Below are 26,153 nucleotides of genomic sequence, written 5' to 3'. Positions count from 1 at the left end.
GGCGAACTGTTCGTAGCACCCGCTGAAGGTAAACCATTTCCTAAGCCACTCCGGGGCGGTCGTCAGCGCGGAAAAGCCTGATACGACGCCTCTCAGCCTCGCCGGTTTCGCCTTACCTTGGCCGTCAGGCCGCACCGGCACCAGGAGCGTGGAATTGCCCATCACCACGCCGACATGAGCTACATAGTCTGCATGGTCTGCACAGTCTACATCATCGCCATTCCCGCCTCGATCAAGGGACCTCATTGATTGACGCTAGCGGGCGGTGATTGCTGATTGTCCCTGCAGCCTCACATCACGACGGATGTCTGTGTTCACACCACCATGCGCGAGGCCAACGATCGCGGTTTTGGGTGCCTGATGGTGTCGGATGCCCGCGCGGCAACGGACGCTGGCAACCAAGCAGCCGCACTCAAGATGGTGACAATGCAGGGTGGCGTGTTCGAGGCGGTGGCCGACTCGACGGCGGCGCATGCGGCACTTGGGTGAGCGAGGCACACGACCACTCGGTGATCTCGCTTAACGCATCGTCCGCGGACGTCCAAAACGATCCGGTACAGACCGGCTCGGAATATGGGGCGAAAGGTGGGGTGAGAACCCTTAACTCTCTAATTTACCGTTTTAACTCAATAACTTACGACAGTTTAGTGGCGGAAGGGGTGGGATTCGAACCCACGGTGGAGTTGCCCCCACGGCGGTTTTCAAGACCGCTGCCTTAAACCACTCGGCCACCCTTCCAAGCCCGTGCCCTTCCGGCGCAGACCTCCGCGCTTGATAGCGGAGAACACCCGCGCGCGACATCGAAAACATGCCCTCAGGCGCCGAGGCGGCCGAGGCGGTCGAGGAGGGCGCGGTCGTGGAGGAGAGCCATGCGCTCCTTCGGGTTCAGCCAGCCCGCGGCTTCCGCGAGCGTCTCGGCCTCGACCACCTTCGCCTGGGCGAGCGTGCGCTCCGGGTCGATGCGCCCGCGCGGGCGCGGCTCGGCCGCGGGCAGCATCGCGACGTGCGCGCGGGCGAGGGCGGGCTCGGAATGGAGCGCGCGCAGGGAATCCGCCTCGTCGAAACCGTGCGCGGCGTTGCGGGCCGCGAGCGCGCCGGCCGCCTGCGCGATCGCGGGCGGCTCGCGCTCCTCCGGAGTCATCAGGAGGCCGGCGCGGCGTAGGGCGAGGCCGAGGCCGAGTTGGCCGCTCGCCCAGGAGATCGGGATCGCCAGGACGAGGCCGAGGATCGTCGGCGACATCCAGAGGAACAGGGAGGTGGCGATGGCGAAGGCCGCCACCCCCGTGATCAGCCCGAGCGCCGTGTGCCAGCGATGGCGGCGCACGATGTCGCGGAAGGGGATCGAGCCGTCGTCCCGCCGCTGCGGGTTCCAGCCCGTGTCGCGTCCGGCCAGGATCTGGAACACCGACCCCGACTGGATCAGCATCGCGATCGGGGCGATCAGCGCCGAGAGCAGGATCTCGATGAGGCTCGAGGCGAGGAGCCGGAATGTGCCGCCGCAGGCGCGGCGCACCGGCCCGTCGATCAGCGCCAGGATCAGGCCGAGGAATTTCGGGGCGAGCAGGATGCCCATGGTGAGGCCGAAGAGCTTGAGCGCCCGCACCGGGTCGAAGCGCGGGAAGACCGCGTAGAGCCCGAACTCGCTCGTGAAGTATTCGGGCCGCACGTAGGCCGTCTGCAGCACGAGGGCGATACCGACGACGAGCTGCGCGAGCCAGAGCGGGGAGGCGACGTAGCCCGCGATGCCGGTAGCGAAGTGCTGGCGGGAGGCGAGGGCGAGGCCCGCCGCGCTGATGATGCGGCCGTGCTGCAGGTTGCCCTGCGCCCAGCGCCGGTCGCGCACCGCCACGTCGATCAGGGAGGGCGGGCTCTCCTCGTAGGAGCCGGAGAGGGTGGGCAGCATGGTCACCGCCCAGCCGGCGCGCCGGATCAGGGCCGCCTCCACGAAATCGTGGCTCAGCACGTGGCCGCCGAAGGGCGGGCGGCCGGTGAGGTCGGGCAGGCCGCAGGCCTCGGCGAACGCGCGGGTGCGGATGATCGCGTTGTGGCCCCAGTAATTGCCGTCGCGGCCGGACCATACGCTCAAGCCCGTCGCGATCACGGGCCCGTAGATGCGGGCGGCGAATTGCTGGACGCGGGCGAAGAGCGTGTTGCGGTTGATGATGAGGGGCAGGCTCTGGATGATGCCGGCATCCGGATCCGCCTCCATGGCGGCGGCAAGCCGCACCATGCTGTCGCCCGTCATCAGGCTGTCGGCGTCGAGCACCAGCATGTGGTCGTAATGCCCGCCCCAGCGGCTCACGAAATCGCCGATGTTGCCGGCCTTGCGGTGGTGGTTCTTCGGCCGGTGCCGGTAGAAGATCCGGGCGTCGCGACCGAGACGCGACCGCAGGTCGAGGAAGGCGCGCTCCTCGGCGATCCAGGCGTCGGCCTGCGTCGAGTCCGAGAGCACGAACCAGTCGAACGACCGGCCGAGCCCCGTCGCCTCGACGGATTCGCGCATCGCCTCGAGCCCCGCGAAGGTGCGGGCGGTGGCCTCGTTGTAGACGGGCATCAGCACGGCCGTGCGGGTCGCGAGCGCGGTCGGCACCGCGGGCAGGGGCGGACGGCGCAGCAGCGTCGCGAAGCCGAGGATCGCCCCCGTGAAGGCCAGCGCGATCCAGGAGAAGTTGAGGACGAAGAGGACGAGCAAGGCCCATTGCAGCGCCGTCGGGCTGCCCGAGACCGCGATGGTCTCGTACATCTGCAGGGCGCCGTAGGCGGTGAGCGCCGCAGCGCCCCCGAACACGAAGAGGCGCGCCGCGTGAGGCGTCCGGAGGGGCCGGGCCGGCCGGTGGCCCTGGTCCGGGCTCCAGCTCGCGAGATCCTGCACCGGCATCGCGAGGGGCGCCTCCGGCGGCATCGCGGGGGCGAAGCCGGCCGCGTCCGGGGCGGGAGCCTCGGGCAGAGGGCGGGCGTCGAGGGTGGCGGTTCGGTCCATGGGCTGCCCCCTCTAAGGCGTCCAGCGGTAGAGCCAGGTCTCGGTGATCGCCCGCCCGTCCCGGCGGAGGGCGAGGCGCAGCTCGCAGGCCCGCTCGCCACCGGGATCGAGCTCGAAGGCGACCCGCAGCGTCTTCCGCTCCGGGTAGGCGTAGAGCGCCTGCCGGGCGATGGTGCCGGGGCTCGCGGTCAGGGCGGTCTCGGTCTCGGGGCCGGGCCGCGCGAAGGCCTCGCCCGTGAAATCGACGAGGAAGAGCCGGCGATTGCCGCCGCTGCCGCGCCCGGAGCGGGTGCCCGTGACCCGGGCGACGGGCGCCCGCTCCGGCGGCTCCCAGCACCAGAACTGGCGGTAGGCGAAGCGTGTCTCCGCGCCTGCCGCGAGCGCGGTCTTCGGGCGCCAATAGGCGAGGATGTTCTCGTTGAACTCGGAATCGCTCGGGATCTCGAGGAGCGTCACCGCGCCCTCACCCCAGGCCCCGAGCGGCTCGAGCCAGAGGGAGGGGCGCCACTCCCAATGCTGCACGTCGTCCTCGAAATCCGCGTAGTCGCGCGCCCGCTGCATCAGGCCGAACCCCTTCGGGTCGGCGTCGAGGAAGGAGGAGATCTGCAGGGTGTCCGGGTTGTGCACCGGCCGCCAGATCGCCTCCTCGGCGCCGTTGCGGATCTGCAGGCCGCCCGCCGCGTAGGCCCCGGCCCGGGCGTCGTCGTTGCCGCGCCGGTCGTGGGGCCCGAACAGGTAGCTCGCCTGCATGCCGCCGAGGCCGAGATGGTCGATCGTCACGCGCGGGAAGATGGTGCCCTCGATGTCGGCGATCGACGCCTCGCCCGGACGCAGGCCGAGGCGCAGAGCCCCGGCGGCGGATTCGGAATCGATCAGAGCGTGGACGACGAGGCGATCCTCCCCCGGCCCCGGCCGCTCGATCCAGAAGGCGCGGAAGCGCGGGAATTCCTCGCCGCGGGCATCCGCCGGGCGCAACGTCAGCGCCCGGGCGGTGACGCCGAAGCCCTGGCCCGCGGCGAGCAGGCGGAAGAACGAGGCGCCCTGGAACAGCGCGAAGTCGGAGAGGTCGCCTCCGCCGAAGCGGGCCCGCAGGCGGAAGCCCGAATAGCCCGGATCCTCCTGGAATTCCGGCAGGACGAAGCCGCCGGTCTCGAACAGGGAGCGGTCGTAGGGAACGGGCCGCACCGCCCCGTCCTCGATCAGCGCGAGGCTGACCCGGTCGGCGTAGATCGAGCCGCGGTGGAGCGGCTCGACCGTGAAGCGCAAGCCCGCCTCCGCCCAGAGGGCGCGGGCCGGCGCCGTCGCGATGGCATTGTACTGCTCGCGGCCGAGGTTGCGCAGCGAGGCCGGCAGGTCGTCGGTGCGCTGGGCCACGTAGGGCGCCTTGGCGAGCGCGCGCGCGATCTCGACGACCGTGCCCGGCTCGAAGCGGGCGCCGGCCGCGGGCAGACCGGGCGCGGATTCCGCGGCGTGGGCCGCCGGGTGGGATGTCAGGCCGGCGAGCGCCCCCGCGAGACCGCCGGCGGCCGTGCGCAGCAGGTCGCGGCGCGTCCGATCCGGGGTGCTGGACGAGGCGTGATCGCGAGGGCAGGGGGCGCGGTCGGGTCGACCGTCTGTCGGCAGCGTCATCCGGTCTTCATGCACGCAACGGCGGGGAATGGGCAGGGGTCATCGCGTTCTGTGTGCGCCGCAGCGCGGAAGATTTCGTCTACCACGCCGGCCCCTGAACCGGGGGTTAAGATACTTCCTGTCTACTCCATCAGAAGTCGCAGTGCCCCCTGCGGGCGGGTTTTGCGCAGCCCGGCCGATCGGCTAAGCCGGGGGCGGAAGCGCTCTCCGCGCAGCAGGCAGATCCGGGATCTCGATCCATGACGACATCCGACACGGCCTCCGGCCGGCGCAGCCTCACGGCGATCGTGCTCGCGGCCGGCAAGGGCACGCGGATGCGGTCCGACCTGCCGAAGGTGATGCACCGGATCGCCGGGCGCAGCATGCTCGGCCACGTGCTGGCCGCGGCGCAGGAAGCGGGCGCCACCCGCATCGCCGTGGTGGCGGAGCCGGGGCGCGACGACGTCGCCAGCGAGGCCGCCGCCGCCGCGCCCGGCGCCCGGCTCTACCCGCAGGCCGAGCGCCTCGGCACGGCGCACGCGGTGCTCGCCGCCCGCGCGGCGCTCGCCGAGGGCGACGACGACATCGTGGTGGCCTTCGGCGACACGCCGCTCATCACCGGCGAAACGCTCCGCCGCCTGCGCGCGCCGCTCGCCGACGGCGCGGCCGTGGCGGTGCTCGCCTTCGAGGCCGCGGAGCCCGCCGGCTATGGCCGGGTCCTGACGGAGGGCGAGCGGGTGCTCGCCATCCGCGAGGAGAAGGACGCGAGCGAGGCCGAGCGCCGGGTGCGCCTGTGCAATGCCGGGCTGATGGCGCTCGCGGGCGCCCACGCCCTCTCGCTCTTGGAGCGGATCGGCAACGACAACGCGGCCGCCGAGTACTATCTGCCGGACGCGGTGGCGCTGGCGGTCGGCGACGGCCTGCCCGTCGCCGTCGTCGCCGTCGAGGAGGCCGAGGCGCAGGGGGTCAACGACCGGGTTCAGCTCGGCATCGCCGAGGCGGCGATCCAGGCGCGGCTGCGCCGGGCCGCCCAGCTCGGCGGCGCCACCCTGATCGCCCCCGAGACGGTCTTCCTCAGCGCCGACACGGTGCTGGGCCGCGACGTGGTGGTGGAGCCGCACGTGGTGTTCGGCCCCGGCGTCACGGTCGGCGACGGCTCGGTCGTCCACGCCTTCTCGCATCTCGAGGGCGCCCGGCTGGAGGAGGGGGTCAGTATCGGCCCCTACGCCCGCCTGCGCCCCGGCGCCGTGCTGGAGACGGGCGCGCGGATCGGCAACTTCGTCGAGGTGAAGAACGCAACGCTCCGGGCCGGCGCCAAGGCCAACCACCTGACGTATCTCGGCGACGCCGAGGTGGGGGAGGGCGCCAATGTCGGGGCCGGCACCATCACCTGCAATTACGACGGCGTGAACAAGCACCGCACCGCGATCGGGGCGGGCGCCTTCATCGGCTCGAACTCGGCCCTCGTCGCGCCGGTGAGCATCGGGGCGGGGGCCTACGTCGCCACGGGCTCGGTCATCACCGACGACGTCCCGGCCGACGCGCTCGCCGTCGCCCGCGGGCGGCAGGCGATCAAGGAGGGCTGGGCCGAGCCGAAGCGCGCGGCGATGCGGGCGGAGAAGGCGGCGCGCGCTCACAAAGGCTGAGGCCGGAAGCCCCGGATTTAACCGTCACTTGCGGCGAAATCCTCAAGGCGCATCTTAAGCTCTTCGCCGGAACCCCGCCCGGTCGCGGCATCGGGACTGGCATGGCACCGTCCCGATCCGGTACAAGGGCGACGCTTTCAGGCATGCGCGGCCGGGCACAACCCTTGCGGGAAGCGGGCCGCGCGCAGGGCGCTCCGGCCTCGCCGGGACGCCATCGGCATCATCGAGGCAGAAGACACGACCATGTGCGGCATCGTAGGCATCGTCGGGCGCGACGCGGTGGCAGGCCAGGTGATCGAGGCGCTGCGCCGCCTCGAATACCGCGGCTACGATTCCGCCGGCATCGCAACCCTCGAGCACGGCCGCCTCGAGCGCCGCCGCGCCGAGGGCAAGCTCGCCAACCTCCAGCTCAAGCTGATCCAGGCCCCGCTCGCCGGCGCCATCGGCATCGGACACACCCGCTGGGCCACCCACGGCAAGCCCAACGAGACCAACGCCCACCCCCACGCCACCGACCGCCTCGCCGTCGTCCACAACGGCATCATCGAGAACTTCCGCGAGCTGAAGCGCGAACTCCAGGCCCACGGCATCGCCTTCGAGACCGAGACCGACACCGAGGTCGTCGCCCAGGCCGTCAGCCACGCCATGGCCCAGGGCCTCGGCCCCGTCGAGGCGGTCGCCGCAACCCTGCCGAAACTCCGCGGCGCCTTCGCCCTCGGCTTCCTGTTTGCCGGCCGCGACGACCTCCTGATCGGCGCCCGCCACGGCGCGCCGCTGGCCATCGGCTACGGCGAGGGCGAGACCTATCTCGGCTCGGACGCGCTGGCGCTCGCCCCCTTCACCGACGAGATCACCTATCTCGAGGAGGGCGACTGGGCGATCCTCACCCGCGAGGGCGCCGAGATCCGCGACGTCGCCGGCCGGCCGGTCGAGCGCCCGCGCCAGAAGATCGCCGCCCAGGCCTACCGCATCGACAAGGGCAACCATCGCCACTTCATGGCGAAAGAGATCCACGAGCAGCCCGAGGTGGTGGGCCGCACGCTCGCCCACTACGTCAACCTCGCCGAGGGCCGGGTGGCGCTGCCCGAGCCGCTGCCCTTCTCGTTCGCGGACCTGACGCGGATCTCGATCACCGCCTGCGGCACCGCCTACTACGCGGGGCTGGTGGCCAAGTACTGGTTCGAGCGGATCGCCCGGCTGCCGGTGGAGATCGACGTGGCCTCGGAGGCCCGCTACCGCGAGGCGCCGCTGGAGGCGGGCGGGCTGACCCTGGTGATCTCGCAATCGGGCGAGACCGCCGACACGCTGGCCTCGCTGCGCTACGCCAAGGGACAGGGCCAGCACACGCTGGGGGTCGTCAACGTGCCGACCTCGACGATCGCGCGGGAGGCGTCGGCCGTGCTGCCGACGCTGGCAGGTCCCGAGATCGGGGTGGCCTCGACCAAGGCGTTCTCCTGCCAGCTGACCGTGCTGCTGTGCCTGGCCCTGCATGCGGGCCGGGAGCGGGGCGTGCTCACGGCGGCCGAGGAGCGGCGCCTGGTCGACGCGCTGATCACGGTGCCGGGGCTGATGGCGGAGGCCGTCAAGCAGGAGGGCGAGATCGAGGGGCTGGCCCGCGAGATCGCGAAGGCGCGGGACGTTCTGTATCTGGGCCGGGGCACGGCCTACCCGATGGCGCTGGAGGGGGCGCTGAAGCTGAAGGAGATCAGCTACATCCACGCGGAGGGCTACGCGGCGGGGGAGCTGAAGCACGGGCCGATCGCGCTGATCGACGAGAGCGTTCCGGTGATCGTGATCGCGCCGCACGACGCGATCTTCGAGAAGACGGTCTCGAACATGCAGGAGGTGGCGGCACGCGGCGGCCGGATCATCCTGGTGGGGGACGCCAAGGGGGCGGCGGAGGCGGGCCTCGACACGCTGGCGACGCTGACCATGCCGGACCTCGACCCCGTGGTCGCCCCGATCGTCTACGCCGTGCCGATCCAGCTGATCGCGTATCATACGGCCGTGTTCATGGGCAAAGACGTCGACCAGCCGCGGAACCTCGCCAAGTCCGTCACGGTGGAGTGAAGGCCCTGCGCCGCCGCTCTTGAGCGGATCGGCGCCAGCCGCTACCTCTCTGCCCCGGGGCGGCCCCGGCGGAGGCCGGGGCCTTCGGAACCCGGGCCCGCCGGCCCGCTCGCGAAAGTGAACCCGTGGCGCCACCCGTCCCGCCGATCCAGCCGCCGCTCCCGGAGATGGATCCCGCCCGTCAACGCCGCCGCGTCAGCGTCCGCGGCCGGCTGCGGACCTACTTCCTCACCGGCATCATCGTGGCGGGGCCGCTCGCCATCACGATCTACATCACGTGGTGGTTCATCACCCTGATCGACGGCTGGGTGAAGCCGCTCGTGCCGGCGAGCTACCTGCCGGACCATTACCTGCCCTTCTCGATTCCCGGCCTCGGCCTCGTCATCGCCTTCGTGGCGGTGACGCTGCTGGGCTTCCTCACGGCCAATCTCGTCGGGCGCAGCGTCATCGAGTTCGGCGAGGTGCTGCTCGCGCGCACCCCCGTGATCTCGGGGCTCTACAAGGGGCTGCGGCAGATCTTCGAGACCCTGTTCTCGGCGAACGGCACCTCGTTCCGCACGGTCGGGCTCGTGGAATTTCCCGTGAAGGGGACGTGGTCGGTGGTGTTTCTGTCCGCGCCCGCCGCCACCGACATCCAGGGCGCCCTGCCGCCCGGCCACGATTACGTCGGCGTGTTCCTGCCCTGCGCGCCGAACCCGACCACGGGGTTCTTCTTCTACCTGCCGCGCACGGAGATCATCGAGGTAGGGATCAGCGTCGACGACGCGGCCAAGCTCGTCATGTCGGCCGGCGTGATCCAGCCGGAGGATCCGCAGACGCGCCTGCAGGCGATGGCGGCGGGCCTGCGGGCCGCCCAGGTAGGCGCGACCGCCGCGCCCGAGCGGCAGGACGCCTGAGACGCGCTACGAGGCGCTGGCGGTGGCGACGATCGGTGCCTTGACGGCGCTCGCCTGCGGGGCGGCGGGGCTCATCCAGCCCGTGGCGGTCTCGACGGCGAGCAGGAGGCCCAGCGCGAGGCAGAGGCCGTGAGCCGCGATCCAGAGGGGGCGGGAGGCCTGACGGACGGCCTGCGCGATCGCATCCGCGCCCGTATCGGCCGGGACGTCGTTCGTGTCCGAGATCGGCAGGAGCCACGGTTCGCCTGAATGGGCGTCCCAGCCCTCGGCGGAGCCCGGCAGGCGCAGGAACGGTCCGGTCATCGGCTTAGCCTCCACATCTCCGACGTTTGGGCCGATCAGATCGGCCCTTCGTTCATGTTCAGTTAAGAATGCGACACGAACGCGGCAAGGGATGATGCCGTTCCGTCGGCTCGGCCGCAACCCCGAATCTGTATGGCAGATGAACGAAGCCCGCGCGTTCACCCGGAGGCCACAGGACGCACGGAAATCGTGAACGAACCCTAACCGGCTCCGAGCAGGCGGATCGCCGCCTCCCGCTCGAACAGGTAGAGGAGGACGCGCAGGGCCTGGCCGCGCGCGCTCCGAAGGCCCGGGTCGCGCTCGACCACGAGCCGGGCGTCGTCGCGGGCGGCTTCCAGCAGGCCGGCATCGCTCTCCAGGCTCGCGAGGCGGAAGGCGGCGAGGCCCGATTGGCGGGTGCCCAGCACCTCGCCCTCGCCGCGCAGGCGCAGGTCCTCCTCGGCGATCCGGAAACCGTCCTCGCTGTCGCGCATCATCTCGAGGCGCGCCCGGGCGACCTGACCGAGCGGCCCGCGGTAGAGGAGGAGGCAGGAGGAGGCGGCCGAGCCGCGGCCGACCCGCCCCCGCAGCTGGTGGAGCTGGGCGAGGCCGAAGCGCTCGGCGTGCTCGATGACCATGATGGTCGCCTCCGGCACGTCGACGCCGACCTCGACCACCGTGGTGGAGACGAGGACCTTCGTCTGCCCGGCGGCGAAGCGCTCCATCGCCGCGTCCTTGTCCGGCCCCGGCATCTTGCCGTGGATCAGGCCGACCGAATCCCCGAAATGGCGCGCCAGATCCTCGAACCGCTCCTGCGCGGCGGCGAGGTCGACGAACTCGGATTCGGCCACCAGCGGACAGATCCAGTAGACCCGCTCGCCCCGCGCCAGGGCCCGCTCCAGTCCCGCAACCACCTCGTCGATGCGCTCCACGGGAATCGTGATCGTCTTGATCGGCTGGCGGCCGGCGGGCTTCTCGTCGAGGACCGAGACGTCCATGTCGCCGAAGAAGGTGAGCGCCAGCGTCCGCGGGATCGGCGTCGCGGTCATCACGAGGAAATCGACCGCCTCGCCCTTGGCGCCGAGCGCCAGGCGCTGGTGAACGCCGAAGCGGTGCTGCTCGTCCACCACCGCGAGGCCGAGGTCGCGGAACACCACGCTCTCCTGGAACAGGGCGTGGGTGCCGACGAGGATGTCGATCCGCCCCTCGGCGAGGTCGGCGAGCGTCGCGCGCCGCTCGGCCGTGCGGTCGCGCCCCGTCATCAGGCGCAGGCGCAAGGGGCCGGCCAGCGGCTGCAGCCGCTCGTAATGCTGGCGGGCGAGGATCTCGGTCGGCGCCATCAGGGCCGCCTGGCGGCCCGCCTCGACGGCGTGGGACATGGCGAGGAGCGCCACCGCCGTCTTGCCGGAGCCGACATCGCCCTGGAGCAGGCGCAGCATGCGCCGGTCGCTGGCCAGATCCGCCCGGATCTCGGCCACCGCCTGCGCCTGCGCGCCCGTGAGCCCGAAGGGCAGTCCCGCCTCGATCCGGGCGGCGAGGTGCCCGTCGCCGGCATTCACCCGGCCGGGCTTGCGGCGCTGGCGGGCGCGCAGCAGCGCCAGCGCCAGCTGCGAGGCCAGCAGCTCGTCGTAGGCGAGGCGCTGGCGCGCGGGCGGGCGGGGCGGGGCCTCCGCGCCCTCCCGGCGCGGCGGGGGCGCCTCCTCGGGCCGGTGCTCGGCGCGCAGGGCGTCGGCGAAGGCGGGCCAGCCCTGGCGGGCGAGCCAGGCCGGGTCCTGCCACTCCGGCAGCACCGGCAGCCGGTCGAGGGCGGCGTGGGCGAGCTTCGAGATCGCCCGCGAGGTCAGTCCCTCCGTCGCCCCGTAGATCGGCTCGACGGCGGGGAGGCTGGCGAGGCCCGCCTCGTCGGTGATGCGCGAGGGATGCACCATCTGCCGGTGCCCGTCCCAGAGGTCGATCCGGCCGGAGACGTAGCGGTGGCTGCCGAGCGGCAGCATCTTCTCGACGCGTGCCCGCGGCATGCCGAAGAAGACGAGGGAGATGTCGCCGGTGGCATCCTCCACCAGCACCCGGTGCGGGCGCCGCCCGGCCCCGGGCTGCGGCGGCCGGTGGGCCACCACCGTGACGCCGAGGGTGACGGGCTCGCCCGGGGGCGCCTCGGCGATCGAGCCCTTGAGCTGGCGCGCCACGCCCCCTGCGGCAGGTGGAACAGGAGGTCGACGATGCGGGCCGGCTGCTCGGGCGTGCCGAGAAGCCGCTCGATCAGGGGCGCGACCTTGGGGCCGATTCCGGGCAGGGTCCGGGCGGGGGCGAAAAGCGGGTCGAGGAGGGGCGGCCGGAGCGGCGTCGGGGCAGGGGCGTCGGTCATGCAGAAGCGGCGGGGGCGGGAGCGCGGCCGTCGAGGATGGTGCCGCGGGCGGACGACCTTATATACCGGATCCGGCCCGGCTCCCGCTGCGGCACAGCTTCCGGGATCGCGGCCGGGCAGCGCAGGTCGTCCTTGCAATCCTCCGCTCCAGGGATCAGGGGATTCCGGGATCCGGTGATCCCCGGATCACGGCATCACAGGTTCGGCTCCCAAGGTTCGCTCCAAGGTTCATTCCATGTCCGGCACCACCCGCACCAGCGCGGATCTCGACCCGCGCCGCCGCCGCACCCTCTACCGGGCGTGGCACCGCGGCATCCGCGAGATGGACCTGATCATGGGCCGCTTCGCCGATGCCGAGATCGGGACGTTGAGCGAGACGGAACTCGCGGATTTCGAGGCGCTGATCGAGGTGCCCGACCGCGACCTGTTCCGCTGGCTGACCGGCGAGGCGGAGGTGCCCGGAAACTACGACACGCCCGTCTACCGGCGGCTGAGATCGTTCCACAAGCACGACGCGCCGATCCATAGCTGACGCGGCCCGGTCTCCCGCCTCTCCCGTTCGGGAGAGGTCGCGTGCGCGCCGGCGCACCGGGTGAGGGATGCGCGTCAGCCGGAGCGGTCGCACCCCTCACCCCAGCCCTCTTCCGAACGGGAGGGGGAGCGCGTCGGCGCCGATCGAGCCGGCGCCGAGTTATTCACGCTGCAAGCCGAACGAAGCGACACGCATCCCTTCATGTCGAAGCCCGCACCGAAATCCCCCGCCCCGAAGCCGCAGGCCGCCCGCTTCGCCCTGCCGAAATCCGGCCCCTCGCGAAGGCGCTCGAGGCGCTCAAGCGCGGCGACAGCCCGACGCTCGCCCGCGTGCCGGAGGGCTTCGACGCCCTCGTCGTGGCCGATCTCGCGCGCGCGCTGAGCCAGGGTTTCGAGGGCCCGGCGGTGCTGGTCCACGTGGCGCGCGATTCCGGGCGCTCGAACGCCTTCCAGAACGCGCTGCGCTTCGTCGCGCCCGAACTCGAGATCATGAGCGTGCCGGCCTGGGACTGCCAGCCCTACGACCGGGTCTCGCCGAATGCGGCCATCGCCGCGCAGCGCATGACGGCGCTCTCGCGGCTGACCCGCTCGCGCTCCTCGGAGGAGGCGCCGCGCGTCCTCCTCACCACCGTCAACGCCCTGGTGCAGCGGGTGCCGCCGCGGGAGCGCATCGCGGTCGAGACCTTCTCGGCGGCGATCGGCAACGTCGTCTCGATGGACAAGGTCACGGCCTGGGTCGAGGCGAACGGCTTCCTGCGCACCGGCACCGTGCGCGACACCGGCGAGTACGCCGTGCGCGGCGGCATCCTCGACCTCTCGCCGCCGGGCCTGCCGAACCCGATCCGCCTCGATTTCTTCGGCGACACGCTGGAATCGATCCGCGCCTTCGATTTCGAGACCCAGCGCACGATCGGGCAATTGCGCTCCCTCGACCTCGTGCCGATGAGCGAGGTGCAGCTCACCACCGAGACGATCCGCCGCTTCCGCCAGGGCTACATCCAGAATTTTGGCGCCGCGACCCGGGACGACCGCCTCTACGAGACGGTGAGCGAGGGCCGCCGCTACGCCGGGCTCGAGCACTGGATGCCGCTCTTCTACGACCATCTCGACACGCTGTTCGACTACGTCGCGGGCGTGCCGCTGGTGTTCGACGCGCAGGTCGAGGAGGCGGTGGCCGAGCGCCTCGCCCTCGTCCAGGATTATTTCCAGGCCCGCGAGGGCGCGCTGAAGACGCCCCAGGCCGGCGTCGCGCCCTACAAGCCGCTGCCGCCGCGCGCCCTCTACCTCACCCCGAACGAATGGAAGGAGCGCGTCGCCGCATCGACCATCGCGCGGCTCACCCCGTTCGCGCTGCCCGAGGGCGCGGATCGCGCCGTCATCGATTGCGAGGGCCAGCCGGGGCGCAACTTCGCTCCCGAGCGCGCCGAGGAATCGGCGAGCGTCTTCGACGCCGCGGTGGCGCATGTGCGCGACCTGCAGGGATCCGGTCATCACGTGATCCTGGGATCCTGGTCCGACGGCTCCCGCGACCGGCTCTGCGGCGTGCTCACCGACCACGGGCTGAAGAAGCCGGTTGCGATCACCCGCCTGTCGGACGTCTACGCGCTGAAACGCGGCACCGACGTCGCGGTCGCGGTCTGGGGGCTGGAGGCCGGGTTCACGGCGGGCCAGCTCGCAATCGTGGCCGAGGGCGACATCCTCGGCGACCGGCTGGTGCGCGCCAAGCGCAAGGCCAAGCGCCCGCAGGACGTGATCCTGGAGGTGCAGGCGCTGCAGCCGGGCGACCTCGTCGTCCATGCCGACCACGGCATCGGCCGCTTCGTCGGCCTCAAGACCATCACGGCGGCGGGCGCGCCGCACGATTGCCTGGAGCTGCAATATACCGGCGGCCTGCTGCTCCTGCCGGTGGAGAACATCGAGCTCCTGACCCGCTACGGCTCCGAGGATGCCGAGGTGCCCCTCGACCGGCTCGGCGGCGGCGCCTGGCAGGCCCGCAAGGCCAAGATGAAGCGCCGCATCCTCGAGATGGCGGGCGCGCTCATCAAGGTCGCGGCCGAGCGCTTCGTGAAGGCCGCCCCCCGGCTGGCCGTGCCGGAGGGTCTCTACGGCGAGTTCGCCGCCCGCTTCCCCTTCGAGGAGACGGAGGACCAGGGCAACGCCATCGAGGCGGTGCTCGACGACCTCAATGCGGGCCGGCCGATGGACCGGCTCGTCTGCGGCGATGTCGGCTTCGGCAAGACCGAGGTGGCGCTCCGCGCCGCCTTCGCGGCGGCGATCTCGGGGCGCCAGGTGGCGGTGGTGGTGCCGACCACGCTGCTCGCCCGCCAGCACTACCGGACCTTCGCCGAGCGCTTCAAGGGACTGCCCGTCCAGGTGGCGCAAGCCTCGCGCTTCGTGTCGAGCGGGGAGCTGAAGAAGGTCCGCGAGGGACTGGCGAACGGTACCGTCGACATCGTGGTCGGCACCCACGCCCTGCTCGCCAAGGCGATCACCTTCAAGGATCTCGGCCTCATCATCGTCGACGAGGAGCAGCATTTCGGCGTCACCCACAAGGAACGCCTGAAGGCGCTCAAGAGCGACGTCCACGTGCTGACGCTCTCGGCGACGCCGATCCCGCGCACCCTCCAGCTCGCCATGACGGGCGTGCGTGAACTCTCGATCATAGCGACGCCCCCGGTCGACCGCCTGGCCGTTCGCACCTTCGTGACGCCCTTCGACCCCCTCCTCATCCGCGAGGCGCTGCTGCGCGAGCGCTACCGGGGGGGCCAGGCCTTCTACGTGGTGCCGCGCATCGAGGATCTCGCCGAGGTGAAGCGCTTCCTCGATGCCGAGATGCCCGAGATCAAGGTCGCGGTCGCCCACGGCCAGATGGCGGCGGGCCAGCTCGAGGACGTGATGACGGCCTTCTACGAGGGCAAGTTCGACGTGCTCCTGTCGACCACGATCGTGGAATCGGGCCTCGACATCCCGACCGCCAACACGCTGATCGTGCACCGGGCCGACATGTTCGGGCTGGCCCAGCTCTACCAGCTCCGGGGCCGCGTCGGCCGCTCGAAGGCCCGGGCCTACGCCCTGTTCACGACGCCGGCCAACCGCCAGCTCACGGTCCAGGCCGAGAAGCGCCTGCAGGTGCTGCAGAGCCTCGACACGCTGGGCGCGGGCTTCCAGCTCGCTTCCCACGATCTCGACATCCGCGGCGCCGGCAACCTCCTCGGCGACGAGCAATCCGGCCACATCAAGGAGGTCGGCTACGAACTCTACCAGCAGATGCTGGAGGACGCGGTGACCGCGCTCAAGGCCGGCATCGAGGAGCCGGTGGAGGAGGCGTGGTCGCCGACCATCGCGCTGGGCGCCCCGGTCACCATCCCGGAGGACTACGTCGAGGACCTGACCGTGCGCCTCGGCCTCTACCGGCGCCTCTCGACGATCGAGAACGATTCCGAGATGGAGAGCTTCGGGGCCGAGCTGATCGACCGGTTCGGGCCGCTGCCGCCGGAGGTGGAGCAGCTCCTCAAGATCGTGACGATCAAGATCCTGTGCCGCGACACCAACGTCGAGAAGGTCGAGGCCGGCCCGAAGGGCGTCGTCATCCACTTCCGCGACCGGGCCTTCGCCAACCCGCCAGGGCTCGTGGCCTACGTCGCCGAGCAGGGCTCCTTCGCCAAGGTTCGGCCCGACATGAGCATCGTCTTCATCCGCGAGCTCGACACGGTGCCGGAGCGCCTGAAGATCACGACGCAGATCCTGCGAAGCCTCGCCAAGATCGCGGGGCGCAAGGGTAGGAAGGCAGCCTGACCAAGGGCTGCCCTTCGAACCGTCAGTGCTGGAAATGTGAGGACGGTGAGGGGCTTGCGGCCCGCTCTTCGCGCCGAATCTTAGAGGTCCGGCTCGTTGAGGACGTAGGGGCCGATGCGGCTCTTCAGGTCGACCGGCGCGCCGGTGTGGCGGCCCGTGGCCTCGTCCACGACGATGACCGGGATGCCGGCGTCCCGCATCTGGGTGCGCAGGGCGGCGGCGCGCTCGGCGAAGGCGGAGCCGCCGCGGGCGGAGGTCTGGAGCAGGATGGCGGCGGGTCGGGCGATCACCGCCAGCACGTCCTCGGCCGCTTCGAGCGAGGCCGTGACGCTGGCGTAGCCGAGCTCGGCGAGCTCCGCGGCGAGCGAATGATCGACGGCGCGGTGGCCGTCGTCGACAACAAGCACTTGTTGCAGCGCACCCATAAGCTTCAGCGTTATCTCATCGTGCGTCCCTTGGAAAGGGACCCTAGCAATAACACGCAGATGCGAGATTGGTTCGCCGGCGAGATTGCAGTGCGAAAATGCACGTCGGATCTGAGCGAGGGATGAACCGAGGCCGGTTCGGCCTCCAAGGCCCGGCATCCGGCACTTGATACAGGGGATGAGATAGCGCCCTCAACCAATTGCCGCAGCTGAATTTTAAGGACGAATTGCGGAATGTGCAGGCGAGGGCTCCTCCCGCTCTTCCGGGCGCCCGGTATGTCGGCGGAACGCGGCCGCGGATCCTCGAACAGGCCGCGAAAGCGTCCGCATCGCGCGTGTCGGCGCCCGATGTCGAGCCGCCTTCGCGGCGCCTCCCACGCGGGATCCTGCTGGGTCGCCCGGCACGGACGTGTCGGGCGTCGGGGCCAGGGGCGGTCCTGATGCGGGCGATCAGTCCAGCCGGCCCCGCCCGAGCGCCGCGCGGGCCGCTTCAAGGGGCCTGCGCCAACCCGGTCGCGGTCCCGGCGAACAGGGTGGGGCAGTAGCGGGTCGGGCGCCAGGCCGCCGCGTCGACCTCGCCCGCCTCGCCGCGGCGGGGCGGGGCGGCCTTGGCGGCCTGTCCCCGGCAGGCGAGGCGCCCGTCCGCGTCGAGGCGCAGGGACAGGAGGCTCGCCGGCAGCCCGAGACGCTCGGGCTCGGCGAGGCCGAAGGCGAGGTCGTCGGCCCCCCGCGTGCCGGAGACGACGACGTCCTCGTCGATCGCCAGGACGTCGACCACCGCGATCCGCCCCCTGGCGAAGGCGGTGCGCGGGCTCCGGTCGGTGAGCCGGGCCGGGGCGCGATGGGCGAAGGCGATCGTCCGAAGCGTGTCGGGCAGCGCGGCCCGGGCGAGCGCCGGCTCCAGGAAGGCGGGCAGGACGAGATGGGTCGGCACCGGCCGCACGAGGGCAGCGGCGAGCGCCGCCCCGTCGAAGACCGGCAGGGTCTCCAGGCTCGCGCCGGAGACCAGCGCCGCCCCGAGGCCGCCGACGACGCCCCGCAGGTCGCCGGGCGCCACGAGGCTCAGGATGCGCTCGCCCGGCCTGACCGGCGTCGCGATGAGATGCACCGCGATGGCCGCCAGCAGGGCGTCGCCGGACCGGTGGACGGGCTGGGCGGGATCGCCCCCGACGAAGCTGATCAGGCCGCCTCCGGTCTCGGCCGCGACGGGGCCGTTGCGCCGGTCGAGCACCATCTCGTCGAGGCTGATCACCCCGTCCGGGATGTCGGGCCCGAAGGCGGCGAGATAGCGCAGGCCGAAATATCGCACGGCGGCCCGGCAGAGGCGTTCGGCCGGGCTCGCGCTGCCGAGCCGCGCCTGTGTCAGGACGGCGCTGACGCCCGCCGCCTCGATGCCGACGGCGAATTGGTCCTCGTCCCAGGTTGTCTGGAGGAGGCAGGGGACGTGGCCGGCGGCCTCCACGGCGAGATGGGCGACGAGCCCTTCCGTGCTGCCGGGGAGGGCGAGGCCGATCCGGCTGCCGGGCGGAAGGCGCCAGGCGCGCAGGCCGCCGGCGAGCCGGGAGACAATCTCGGCCGCCGCGCCGTAGGTCCAGGTCATGGCGGGCCGGCCGCTCCAGGCCGGCTTGTCGGGGGCATCGATCAGGGCGACGCGGGCCGGGTACCGCCGGGCCGTGGCCGCGAGGAGGGCGCAGAGGCCGGTGCGCCGCAGCGGCACCTCGGGCTCGGCAAGCGCCGCAGGCCCAACAAGCGCCGCAGGCCCAACAAGCGCCGCAGGCCCGGCAAGCGCCGCAACCTCGGGCGACGGGTCGGCGAGCGCCGGCCAGCCGGGCAGGGCTCGCGAATCGGAGGCTCTCGCCAAGACAGCAGCCTGCGCCGACACCTGCGCCCCACTTCCCGAAATCGTCGCCCGGAGCCGTCACCGGCTCTCGGACCAACCCTCCGGTGATGGGACTATAAGGTTAACCGATCCCTAATTTCTCACCGCCGCCGCCGCCCGATCCGCAGGGGCAGGGGTCGATCGTCGCGATGGCGGAACACCCGCCCGGCGGCGGATCGATCGCGCTCAGGGCAGCATCGCCCGGTGCGGGAATGGCAGCGGTGTCATGTCTTCGCCGTATTCCGGAGGAAAGCAGGCCGCCCTGTCGTTCGAGCGGAGCCGCGAGGCGCCCGCGCCCGCACGGCGCCGCCCGGGCCGGCGTGCCGGCCGACGGCGCTTCCGGGCCAGGGCCCGCGGTCCGCGGCTCGAACGCGAAACGGTTCCCGGTCGTCCCGATCCGGTCTCAACAAGACGCACTCCAAGGGGTCAGAGCTGATGTTCTTCGCCAACAGCCAGGGGCGCCGCACGCGCGCCGCCGCGTTCCTCGCGCTTGCGGGCAGCCTCGCCGCCGCACCGGCCGTCGCCCAGGCGCAGCCGAAGGGCAAGCCGGCCCCGGCCGCTCCGGCGCCCGCCGCACCCGCCCAGCCGACCCAGACCCCCGCCGCCCAGCAGCCGCAGCAGACCGGCCCGCAGATCATCAACGTCAAGTCCGAGCCGAGCCAGGCCGACTGGACCAAGGTCTGCGGCAAGGACCAGAGCTCGGGCACCGACGTCTGCTACACCACCCGCGACTTCGTCTCCGACCAGGGCCAGCCCGTGCTCGCGGTCGCCGTCTACGAGATGAAGAACGCCCAGACGAAGCAGGAGGTGCGCGTGGTGCGCTACCTGCTGCCCCTCGGCCTGCTGCTGCAGCCCGGCATCCGCTTCACCGTCGACGGCCAGCAGCCCACCGCCGGCCGCTTCGCGGTCTGCTTCCCGAACGGCTGCTTCGCCGAGGCGCCCCAGCTCGATGCCGGCGTCGTCGCGGCGATGAAGAAGGGCACGACCCTCAACGTCTCGGTGCAGAACCAGACCCAGCGCGAGGTCACCTTCGCGGTGCCGCTCGCGGGCTTCGGCAAGGCCTTCGACGGCCCGGCCATGGACCCGAAGGTGCTCGAGGAGCAGCAGAAGAAGCTCCAGTCCGAGCTGGAGAAGCGCAGCGACGACATGCGCAAGAAGCTCGAGGCGGAGAAGGGCGGCGCGGCCGCCACCGCCGCCCCGAAGCCGTAAGCGCGGACGCAGATCACGAGCATGCGGGAGGCCGGGCAGCGATGCCCGGCCTCTTCGCGTCCGGGCTCAGTTCGGGTGGCGGTCGCGGATGCGGTAGGTGCCGGCGGCGTCCCGCTCGAAGACCTCGGCGATGCCGGCGTGGCGCAGGGCCTCGCCCGAGGTGTCCGGCACGAGGTTCTGCTCGGAGACGTAGGCGACGTATTCCGACTCGGCGTTCTCGGCGAGCAGGTGGTAGAACGGCTGGTCCTTGCGGGGCCGCACCTCCTCGGGGATCGCGAGCCACCATTCCTCGGTGTTGTCGAAGATCGGGTCCACGTCGAACACGATGCCCCGGAACGGGTAGATCCGGTGGCGGACGACGGCGCCGAGGCCGAACTTCGCGGTTCTCATCGTGGGGTCGGTCATGGTCGTCAAGATAGGTTCCGGCCGGCTGCCTGTCAGCGCCGGCCGGGCGCGGGTGATCAGGAAAGCTTGTAGGCCTTAGCGAGTTCCGGGTCCTTCTGGGCCACGAGACGCGCGAGATCGACGATGACCTTGGCCTGTTTCCAGGTGGCGTCGTCCTGCATCTTGCCGTCGAGCATCACGGCGCCGGTGCCGTCCGGCATCGCCTCGACAATGCGCACCGCGAAGGCGACCTCGGCGGGGTCCGGGGCGAACACGGTCTTGGCGAGCGCGACCTGGCTCGGATGCAGCGTCCAGGCGCCCGCGCAGCCCATCAGGAAGGCGTTGCGGAACTGGGCCTCGCAGGCGGCCGAATCCGAGAAGTCGCCGAACGGGCCGTAGAAGGCCTTGATGCCGTTGGCCATGCAGGCGTCGACCATCTTGGCGATGGTGTAGTGCCAGAGGTCCTGCTGAGCCGAGGCGCGGGGGGCGTCGCCCGCCGGGTCGGCGAGGACGCGGTAATCCGGGTGGCCGCCGCCGACGCGGGTCGTCTTCATGCCGCGGGAGGCCGCGAGGTCTGCGGGCCCGAGGCTCATGCCGTGCATGCGCGGCGAGGCGCTGGCGATGGCCTCGACGTTGGCGACCCCCTCGGCCGTCTCCAGGATGGCGTGAACGAGGATGGGCTTCGTGACCCCGTGGCGCGCCTCGAGCTGGGCCAGCAGCTGGTCGACGTAGTGGATGTCCCACGGGCCCTCGACCTTGGGCACCATCACCACGTCGAGCTTGTCGCCGACCTCCGCGACGATCTCGAACAGATCGTCGAGAATCCAGGGCGAGTTCAGGGCGTTGATGCGGGTCCACAGGCCGGTGCCGGAGGCCGCGAAGTCGGTGTCGCGGGCCATCGCCACGAAGCCCTTGCGGGCAGCCTCCTTCTGGTCGGCCGGCACCGCATCCTCGAGGTTGCCGAGCACCACGTCGACCGTCCTGGCGAGCTCCGGCACGCGGGCCCGGACCTTGTCGTTGTGGGGCGGCACGAAGTGGATCATCCGCTCGAGCCGCACGGGCAGCTCGCGGAACGGGGCCGGGGCGCCGGTGGCGAGCGGCTGGAAGAAGCGGCGCGGGAGTTTCATGGGCATTCCTCGGTTCGTCGAATCGCTCCCGCGTAGTGCAAGCGTGGCCCCGGCGTAAAGACGCCCGGCCTTCCGCGCGGCGAGCGGGGCCGCGGGACGCCGCCGGCGGGCGAGGTGTTGCAGCGCACGCACTGTCAAGCTCCGAACCGGAACTGGCGCGTGCAGAGCGACGTTTTCGCAATCGAGGCGGGTCTCATCAGAGCCCCCGCGAAACGTCCGGGCCGCCTGAACCTCCGGAGGCCCCGGCACCCGTCGTCAGGGTCGGCCGCGAGGCCGGCGAAGGGACCTGACCGGCGGGACTCTCGCGGGACGCTCGCATCCGAGGACCAAGCAGATGTCCGGACCGACCAAGCGGCACATGCTCCTGTGCACCGCACTGGCAATGCTCGGCACGGGGCTCGGCACGGGCGCGCCCGAGATGGCGCTTGCCGCACCGTCCTCGAAGGCGGGCGCCCCCGCCGCGTCGCAGGCGGCCGGGCCGGGGCGCGACGGGCGCGTCTCCTTCACCGCGGGCGAGGCGGCCGCCGCGCGGCCGGCGGGGCTCACGGTCCCAGTCCGGATCGCGGGGGACGACGTCGCCGCCTTCCAGCGCCTCGTCGACGGCGCCGCGCAGGCGGCCGAGCCCTGGCTCGTCCTCTCCGGCGGCGGCGAGAACGGGGCCTTCGCCGCGGGTCTGCTCTCGGGCTGGAGCGCGGCCGGCGACCGGCCCAGCTTCGGCGTGGTCACCGGCGTCAGCACGGGCGCCCTCATCGCGCCCTTCGCCTTCGTGGGCGCGGCGGGGGACCGTCCCCTCGAGGCGGCCTACACCACCATCACGGCGGCCGACGTGTTCGAGTTCGGGGGCACCAGCGAGGCGCTGACGGACACCTGGCCGCTCAAGCGCCGGATCGACCGCACGGTGACGCCCGACCTCCTGAAGGCGGTGGCGGCCGAGCATGCCAAGGGCCGGCGCCTGCTCGTCGCCACCACCGAGGTCGACACCGAGCGCCCGGTCCTCTGGGACATGGGCGCGATCGCCACCGCTGGCGGCCCGAAGGCCCTGGACCTGTTCCGCGCGATCGTGCTCGCCTCCTCGGCGGTGCCCGGCATCTTCCCGCCGGTGATGATCGACGCGCTCGCCCCCGACGGGAAGGCGTTCCAGGAGATGCACGCCGACGGCGGCACCACCGCCCCGTTCTACCTCGCCCCGGGCGCCGCGATCACGGGAGCGGCCCCGGTGCGGATCCCGGCCCGGAGCGTCTACCTCGTCGTCAACAACAAGCTGACGCCGGACTTCCAGGTCGCGAGCCGCACGACGCTCAGCGTGCTCGGCCGCTCCCTCTCGGCCGCGATCAAGGCGCAGACGCGGGCGGCGCTGGCGCTGACCCGGGGCTTCGCGGCGGCGAACGGGCTCGACCTGCAGGTCGCCGAGATCGACGGGCGCTTCACCCAGACCGCGTCGGCGCCCTTCGACCAGGGCTACATGAAGGCCCTCTACGCGCACGGCGAGCGCCTCGGCCGGGCCGGCACCGCCTTCGCGACGCCGGACGCCCTCGCCAGGGCGGACCAGCCGCCGGCGGCCGGCGAGGCGGCGCTCGCCACCGGCTCCGTGGCGCCCGCGACCCGGGGCTCGCCGCACGCGCAAGGGGCGCAGCACGCGCATCAAGGGGCGCCGCGGGCGCAGGCCGCCTCGGGCAGCCTCGCGCGGCGGTAGGGGGGGCTCACCGCCCCCGCATCAGCTCCGGCGCGTTGAGGCGCGGTAGCACGCCCTCGCGCATGACTGCGCGGCGCAACGGTCCGATCGTCGTCATGGCGAGGAGGCCCGCGCCCCGCAGGGCGTCGACGGGCAGGAAGGCGGTCAGCAGGCTCCGGTTGAGGGCGTCCACCGCGGCCGTGCGCAAGGTCGCATCGAGGCGCCGCGCCCGCGCGAAGCCCGCGAGCGCGCCCCGCGCGCCGGGATCGCGCCCGTCCCGGATGGCGGCGAGGACGGCGTCGCGCAGAGCCGCTGCGTCCCGCAGGCCGAGATTGAGTCCCTGCGCCCCGATCGGCGGGAAGACGTGGGCCGCCTCGCCGATGAGGGCGAGGCGGTGCGCGACGGGGTCCGCCACCGAGAGCCCCCGCATCGGCACGAGGCCGCGCGGCCCGTCGATCCGCATGGCGCCGAGCATCCCCCGCGCCTGTCGCTCGACGGCGAGCGCGAGGGCCGGATCGTCGAGCTCCGACAGGCGCCGCGCCGCCATCTCGCCCGAGACCCAGACGAGGCTGGAGCGGTGGCCGCCCGGCAGCGGCACCAGGGTGAAGGGGCCGGCCCGGGTGTGGAACTCCGTCGAGACGTCCCGGTGCGGGCGGTCATGGGCGAGGATCGTCGTCACCGCCCCCTGCGGATAGGACCAGTCCCGGACCCGGAGGCCGGAGGCGGCGCGCAGGCGCGAGCGGCCGCCATCGGCGCCGACGACGAGGCGGGCGTCGAGGCCAGCACCGTCCTCCAGGGTCAGCCGGGCGGCGGCCTCGCCGGCGGCGAAGCCCGAGGCGTCGCGCTCGACCAGGGTCAGGTTCTCCGCCCCGCGGGCCTCGGCCCGCAGGCCCTCGACGAGGCGGGCGCTCTCGACGTTCCAGCCGAAGGCGGAGAGCCCGATCTCGTCGGCCCGAAACCGGGCGGGCGGCGGCCGGAACAGGCTGCCAGTGTCGTCGACGATGTGCAGTTCGGCGAGCGGCGCCGCGTGCGGCTTCAGGGCGTCCCAGGCGCCCAGCGCGTCGAGGAAGCGCACCGAGCCGTCGAGGAGGGCGACGGTCCGCCCGTCCGCCACCGGCGCGTGGCGCCCGACGAGGGCGGTGCGGATGCCGGCCCGGGCCAAGGCCAGGGCCGCCGAGAGCCCGGCCGCGCCCGCGCCCACCACCGCCGCCGAAAAGGGGGCGGCCTCGGAGGGGGGCAGGGGGAAGCGGACGGAATCGGGCACGGGCGGGCATCCTCGCGCGCCGGGGCGCGGCGGGTCTCGGGATCGGTCCCGTGCAGATCTAGGGGGCCGCCGGCCGCCTGTCACACCCCGCGTCCGGCAGCCGCGGGGCGGAACTGCGCCCGCCGGTCGTCCTGAGGGGATTTGGAGACCGGCGGGCGCAGACGACGGGCCCCGGAAGGCCCAGTCACCGCCATCCTGACCCGGAATTGTCTAAAAATACACAGTCCCGCCTCGGCCCCTGCACAGAAATCGAGCTTTCCAGGGCGCTTGCCTCCGAGCGGCGAGGCGGGGCAGGGATGCGGCATTGCCGCGGCCCGCGCCGCCCTATCTCGGGACGGTCAGGCCCATTGGTCAGGAGCTCACGATGAAGGCGATCCGGGTTCACGCATATGGCGGCCCCGAGGTGATGGCGTACGAGGACGTGCCGCTGCCCGAGCCCGGCCCGGGCCAGATCCGGGTGCGCCAGGGCGCGATCGGCGTGAACTTCATCGACATCTACTTCCGCACCGGCGCCTACAAGGCGGCCCAGCTGCCCTTCACCCCGGGCAAGGAGGGCGCCGGCACGGTGACGGCGGTGGGCGAGGGCGTGACCGGCTTTCAGGTCGGCGACCGCGTCGCCTACGGCTCGGCCGAGGGCACCTACGCCGAGGAGCCGGTGATCGCGGCGGCCGCCGCCGTGCACGTTCCGGAGGGGATCGACGACGCGACCGCCGCGGCGATGATGCTCAAGGGGCTCACCGCCGAGTACCTGCTGCACCGGGTCTACCGGGTGAAGCCGGGCGACACGATCCTGTTCCACGCGGCGGCCGGCGGCGTCGGCCTGATCGCCTGCCAGTGGGCCAAGCACCTCGGCGCCACCGTGATCGGCACGGTGGGCAGCCCCGAGAAGGCGGAGCTCGCCAAGGCGCATGGCTGCGACCACGTCATCCTCTACCGGGAGGAGGATTTCGCCAAGCGGGTGCGCGAGATCACGGACGGAAAGGGCGTGCCGGTCGTCTACGACGGCGTCGGCAAGGCGACCTTCCCGGCCTCCCTCGACTGCCTGTCGCCGCTCGGCACCTTCGTCAGCTTCGGCTCGGCCTCGGGCGCCATCGACGCCTTCGACATCGGCATCCTCGCCCAGAAGGGCTCGCTCTACGCGATCCGGCCGACGCTGTTCACCTTCTCCAGCCAGCGCCCGATCCTCGACGCGATGGCCGAGAACCTGTTCGGCGCCGTCCGCAGCGGGGCGGTGCGGATTCCCGTCAACGCCCGCTACAAGCTCGCCGACGCCCAGCAGGTCCACCGCGACCTCGCCGGCCGCGAGACCACCGGCTCGACGGTGATGGAGCCCTGAGAGGGCGAGCGGACGCCGCGCGACGCCCCACCTCTCCCGTTCGGGAGGTCTGAGTCCGCGGGACGCGGAGCGGGTGAGGGGTACGCCATACCCGGAGACGTCGCATCCCTCACCCCAACCCTCTCCCGAACGGGAGAGGGGGCCCGTCGCGCCGCCCCTCAGACGGCCGGGGCGGGCGCGACGCCGAGCCGGCCCGCGATGAAGCGGCGCTCCTGCGTCAGGCCACCGAAGCCGTAGGCGTCGGCGCTCACCTCCGCCACGTGGACGTAGCTCTCCGGATGCAGGTCGCCGAGGAGCCGGCCCATCCCGTCGTGGATCGCGGCGAGGAAGCCTTCCTTCTCCTCCTTGGTGTTGGTGCCGTCGACGACCCGGATCTCCAGCCAGTAGCTCGACCGTCCCTGCTCGGCGAGGCTCGGACCGCCCGCGAACCAGGCGGCGGGATCGACCTGCTCGACGACGATTGCCGTGAGGTCGGCGCGCTTGCGCAGGATCTCGGTCGAGGCCCGCGCGGCGAGCGCCGCGACCGCCCGCTCCAGATCGGGCACGGGGCGGCGGGGGGCGACCTTGACGGTGATGATGGGCATGGGACCGGCTCTCTGTCTCTGTGATGGTCTCGGTGACGGCCCTGACCTTGCGCCCGGCGCAGTCATTTGAGAAACGTGTTGTTGCGCTTTCTCAGATTTG

16 protein-coding genes, 1 tRNA gene and 3 pseudogenes are annotated in these 26,153 nt (G+C 72.3%); 9 read left to right on the top strand and 11 right to left on the bottom strand.

Annotated elements, in window-relative coordinates; translation table 11 throughout:
- Window positions 1–294: 294 nt before the first annotated feature.
- Window positions 295–489: pseudogene (locus DK389_RS27400) on the top strand (isochorismatase family protein); the annotation flags it as partial.
- A gap of 159 nt (window positions 490–648) precedes the next feature.
- Here DK389_RS27400 and DK389_RS27395 read toward each other — a convergent pair.
- From DK389_RS27395 to DK389_RS27385, 3 genes are all read right to left on the bottom strand, one after another.
- A tRNA-Ser gene (locus DK389_RS27395) sits at window positions 649–738 on the bottom strand.
- Window positions 739–814: 76 nt separating this feature from the next.
- Window positions 815–2,980 carry a glucans biosynthesis glucosyltransferase MdoH gene (mdoH, locus tag DK389_RS27390; RefSeq protein WP_109894457.1) on the bottom strand — a complete coding sequence of 722 codons (2,166 nt, stop codon included), beginning with the start codon at window positions 2,978–2,980 and terminating at the stop codon, window positions 815–817.
- 12 nt (window positions 2,981–2,992) lie between these two features.
- On the bottom strand, window positions 2,993–4,609 hold the full coding sequence (locus DK389_RS27385) for an OpgD/OpgG family glucan biosynthesis protein (RefSeq protein WP_109894455.1): 1,617 nt from the start codon (window positions 4,607–4,609) through the stop codon (window positions 2,993–2,995).
- Between the two features lie 239 nt (window positions 4,610–4,848).
- On the opposite strand from DK389_RS27385, the gene glmU reads away from it, so the two are divergent.
- The 3 genes from glmU to DK389_RS27370 all read left to right on the top strand — a co-directional run bounded on the left by glmU (window position 4,849) and on the right by DK389_RS27370 (window position 9,200).
- On the top strand, window positions 4,849–6,234 hold the full coding sequence (glmU, locus tag DK389_RS27380) for a bifunctional UDP-N-acetylglucosamine diphosphorylase/glucosamine-1-phosphate N-acetyltransferase GlmU (RefSeq protein WP_109894453.1): 1,386 nt from the start codon (window positions 4,849–4,851) through the stop codon (window positions 6,232–6,234).
- Between the two features lie 243 nt (window positions 6,235–6,477).
- Window positions 6,478–8,304, top strand: coding sequence for a glutamine--fructose-6-phosphate transaminase (isomerizing) (glmS, locus tag DK389_RS27375; protein ID WP_109894451.1), 1,827 nt, complete (start codon window positions 6,478–6,480; stop codon window positions 8,302–8,304).
- A 125-nt stretch (window positions 8,305–8,429) separates the two neighbouring features.
- Window positions 8,430–9,200, top strand: a complete 771-nt coding sequence (locus tag DK389_RS27370) for a DUF502 domain-containing protein (RefSeq protein WP_236960386.1) — start codon at window positions 8,430–8,432, stop codon at window positions 9,198–9,200.
- Window positions 9,201–9,206: 6 nt separating this feature from the next.
- On the opposite strand, the gene DK389_RS27365 is transcribed toward DK389_RS27370, so the two are convergent.
- Window positions 9,207–9,503 (bottom strand): hypothetical protein, encoded by a 297-nt coding sequence (locus tag DK389_RS27365; protein ID WP_109894449.1) that lies wholly within the window; start codon window positions 9,501–9,503, stop codon window positions 9,207–9,209.
- 200 nt (window positions 9,504–9,703) lie between these two features.
- Window positions 9,704–11,847: pseudogene (gene recG / locus DK389_RS27360) on the bottom strand (ATP-dependent DNA helicase RecG).
- A 235-nt stretch (window positions 11,848–12,082) separates the two neighbouring features.
- On the opposite strand from recG, the gene DK389_RS27355 reads away from it, so the two are divergent.
- The gene (locus DK389_RS27355) at window positions 12,083–12,379 is read left to right on the top strand and encodes an FAD assembly factor SdhE (protein ID WP_109894447.1); all 297 of its coding nucleotides are present in this window, start codon (window positions 12,083–12,085) and stop codon (window positions 12,377–12,379) included.
- Between the two features lie 201 nt (window positions 12,380–12,580).
- Window positions 12,581–16,173: pseudogene (gene mfd / locus DK389_RS27350) on the top strand (transcription-repair coupling factor).
- An 80-nt stretch (window positions 16,174–16,253) separates the two neighbouring features.
- Here mfd and DK389_RS27345 read toward each other — a convergent pair.
- Window positions 16,254–16,598 (bottom strand): hypothetical protein, encoded by a 345-nt coding sequence (locus DK389_RS27345; RefSeq protein WP_109894445.1) that lies wholly within the window; start codon window positions 16,596–16,598, stop codon window positions 16,254–16,256.
- Window positions 16,599–17,088: 490 nt separating this feature from the next.
- Complete coding sequence (locus DK389_RS27340; protein WP_236960384.1) at window positions 17,089–18,459, bottom strand: AMP-binding protein; 1,371 nt, start codon at window positions 18,457–18,459, stop codon at window positions 17,089–17,091.
- A 453-nt stretch (window positions 18,460–18,912) separates the two neighbouring features.
- Between DK389_RS27340 and DK389_RS27335 the strand changes: the two genes are divergently transcribed.
- Complete coding sequence (locus DK389_RS27335) at window positions 18,913–19,686, top strand: invasion associated locus B family protein (protein WP_109894443.1); 774 nt, start codon at window positions 18,913–18,915, stop codon at window positions 19,684–19,686.
- A 66-nt stretch (window positions 19,687–19,752) separates the two neighbouring features.
- Here DK389_RS27335 and hspQ read toward each other — a convergent pair whose 3' ends face one another.
- Together hspQ and DK389_RS27325 are read right to left on the bottom strand one after the other, a co-directional pair.
- The gene (gene hspQ / locus DK389_RS27330) at window positions 19,753–20,091 is read right to left on the bottom strand and encodes a heat shock protein HspQ (RefSeq protein WP_109894441.1); all 339 of its coding nucleotides are present in this window, start codon (window positions 20,089–20,091) and stop codon (window positions 19,753–19,755) included.
- Between the two features lie 56 nt (window positions 20,092–20,147).
- On the bottom strand, window positions 20,148–21,197 hold the full coding sequence (locus tag DK389_RS27325; protein WP_109896884.1) for an HpcH/HpaI aldolase/citrate lyase family protein: 1,050 nt from the start codon (window positions 21,195–21,197) through the stop codon (window positions 20,148–20,150).
- A gap of 334 nt (window positions 21,198–21,531) precedes the next feature.
- Between DK389_RS27325 and DK389_RS27320 the strand changes: the two genes are divergently transcribed.
- Window positions 21,532–22,890 carry a patatin-like phospholipase family protein gene (locus DK389_RS27320; RefSeq protein ID WP_109894439.1) on the top strand — a complete coding sequence of 453 codons (1,359 nt, stop codon included), beginning with the start codon at window positions 21,532–21,534 and terminating at the stop codon, window positions 22,888–22,890.
- A gap of 7 nt (window positions 22,891–22,897) precedes the next feature.
- On the opposite strand, the gene DK389_RS27315 is transcribed toward DK389_RS27320, so the two are convergent.
- Window positions 22,898–24,133, bottom strand: a complete 1,236-nt coding sequence (locus tag DK389_RS27315; protein WP_236960382.1) for an FAD-dependent monooxygenase — start codon at window positions 24,131–24,133, stop codon at window positions 22,898–22,900.
- A 364-nt stretch (window positions 24,134–24,497) separates the two neighbouring features.
- On the opposite strand from DK389_RS27315, the gene DK389_RS27310 reads away from it, so the two are divergent.
- Complete coding sequence (locus DK389_RS27310) at window positions 24,498–25,469, top strand: quinone oxidoreductase family protein (protein ID WP_109894437.1); 972 nt, start codon at window positions 24,498–24,500, stop codon at window positions 25,467–25,469.
- A gap of 158 nt (window positions 25,470–25,627) precedes the next feature.
- On the opposite strand, the gene DK389_RS27305 is transcribed toward DK389_RS27310, so the two are convergent.
- Window positions 25,628–26,053, bottom strand: a complete 426-nt coding sequence (locus DK389_RS27305) for a tautomerase family protein (protein WP_109894435.1) — start codon at window positions 26,051–26,053, stop codon at window positions 25,628–25,630.
- Between the last annotated feature and the right edge of the window lie 100 nt (window positions 26,054–26,153).

This window comes from Methylobacterium durans, from assembly GCF_003173715.1.
In the GTDB taxonomy this organism is placed as follows: Bacteria; Pseudomonadota; Alphaproteobacteria; order Rhizobiales; family Beijerinckiaceae; genus Methylobacterium; species Methylobacterium durans.
Note: the sequence above shows the minus strand (reverse complement) of the source record. Positions and strands in the feature narration are given on the sequence as shown.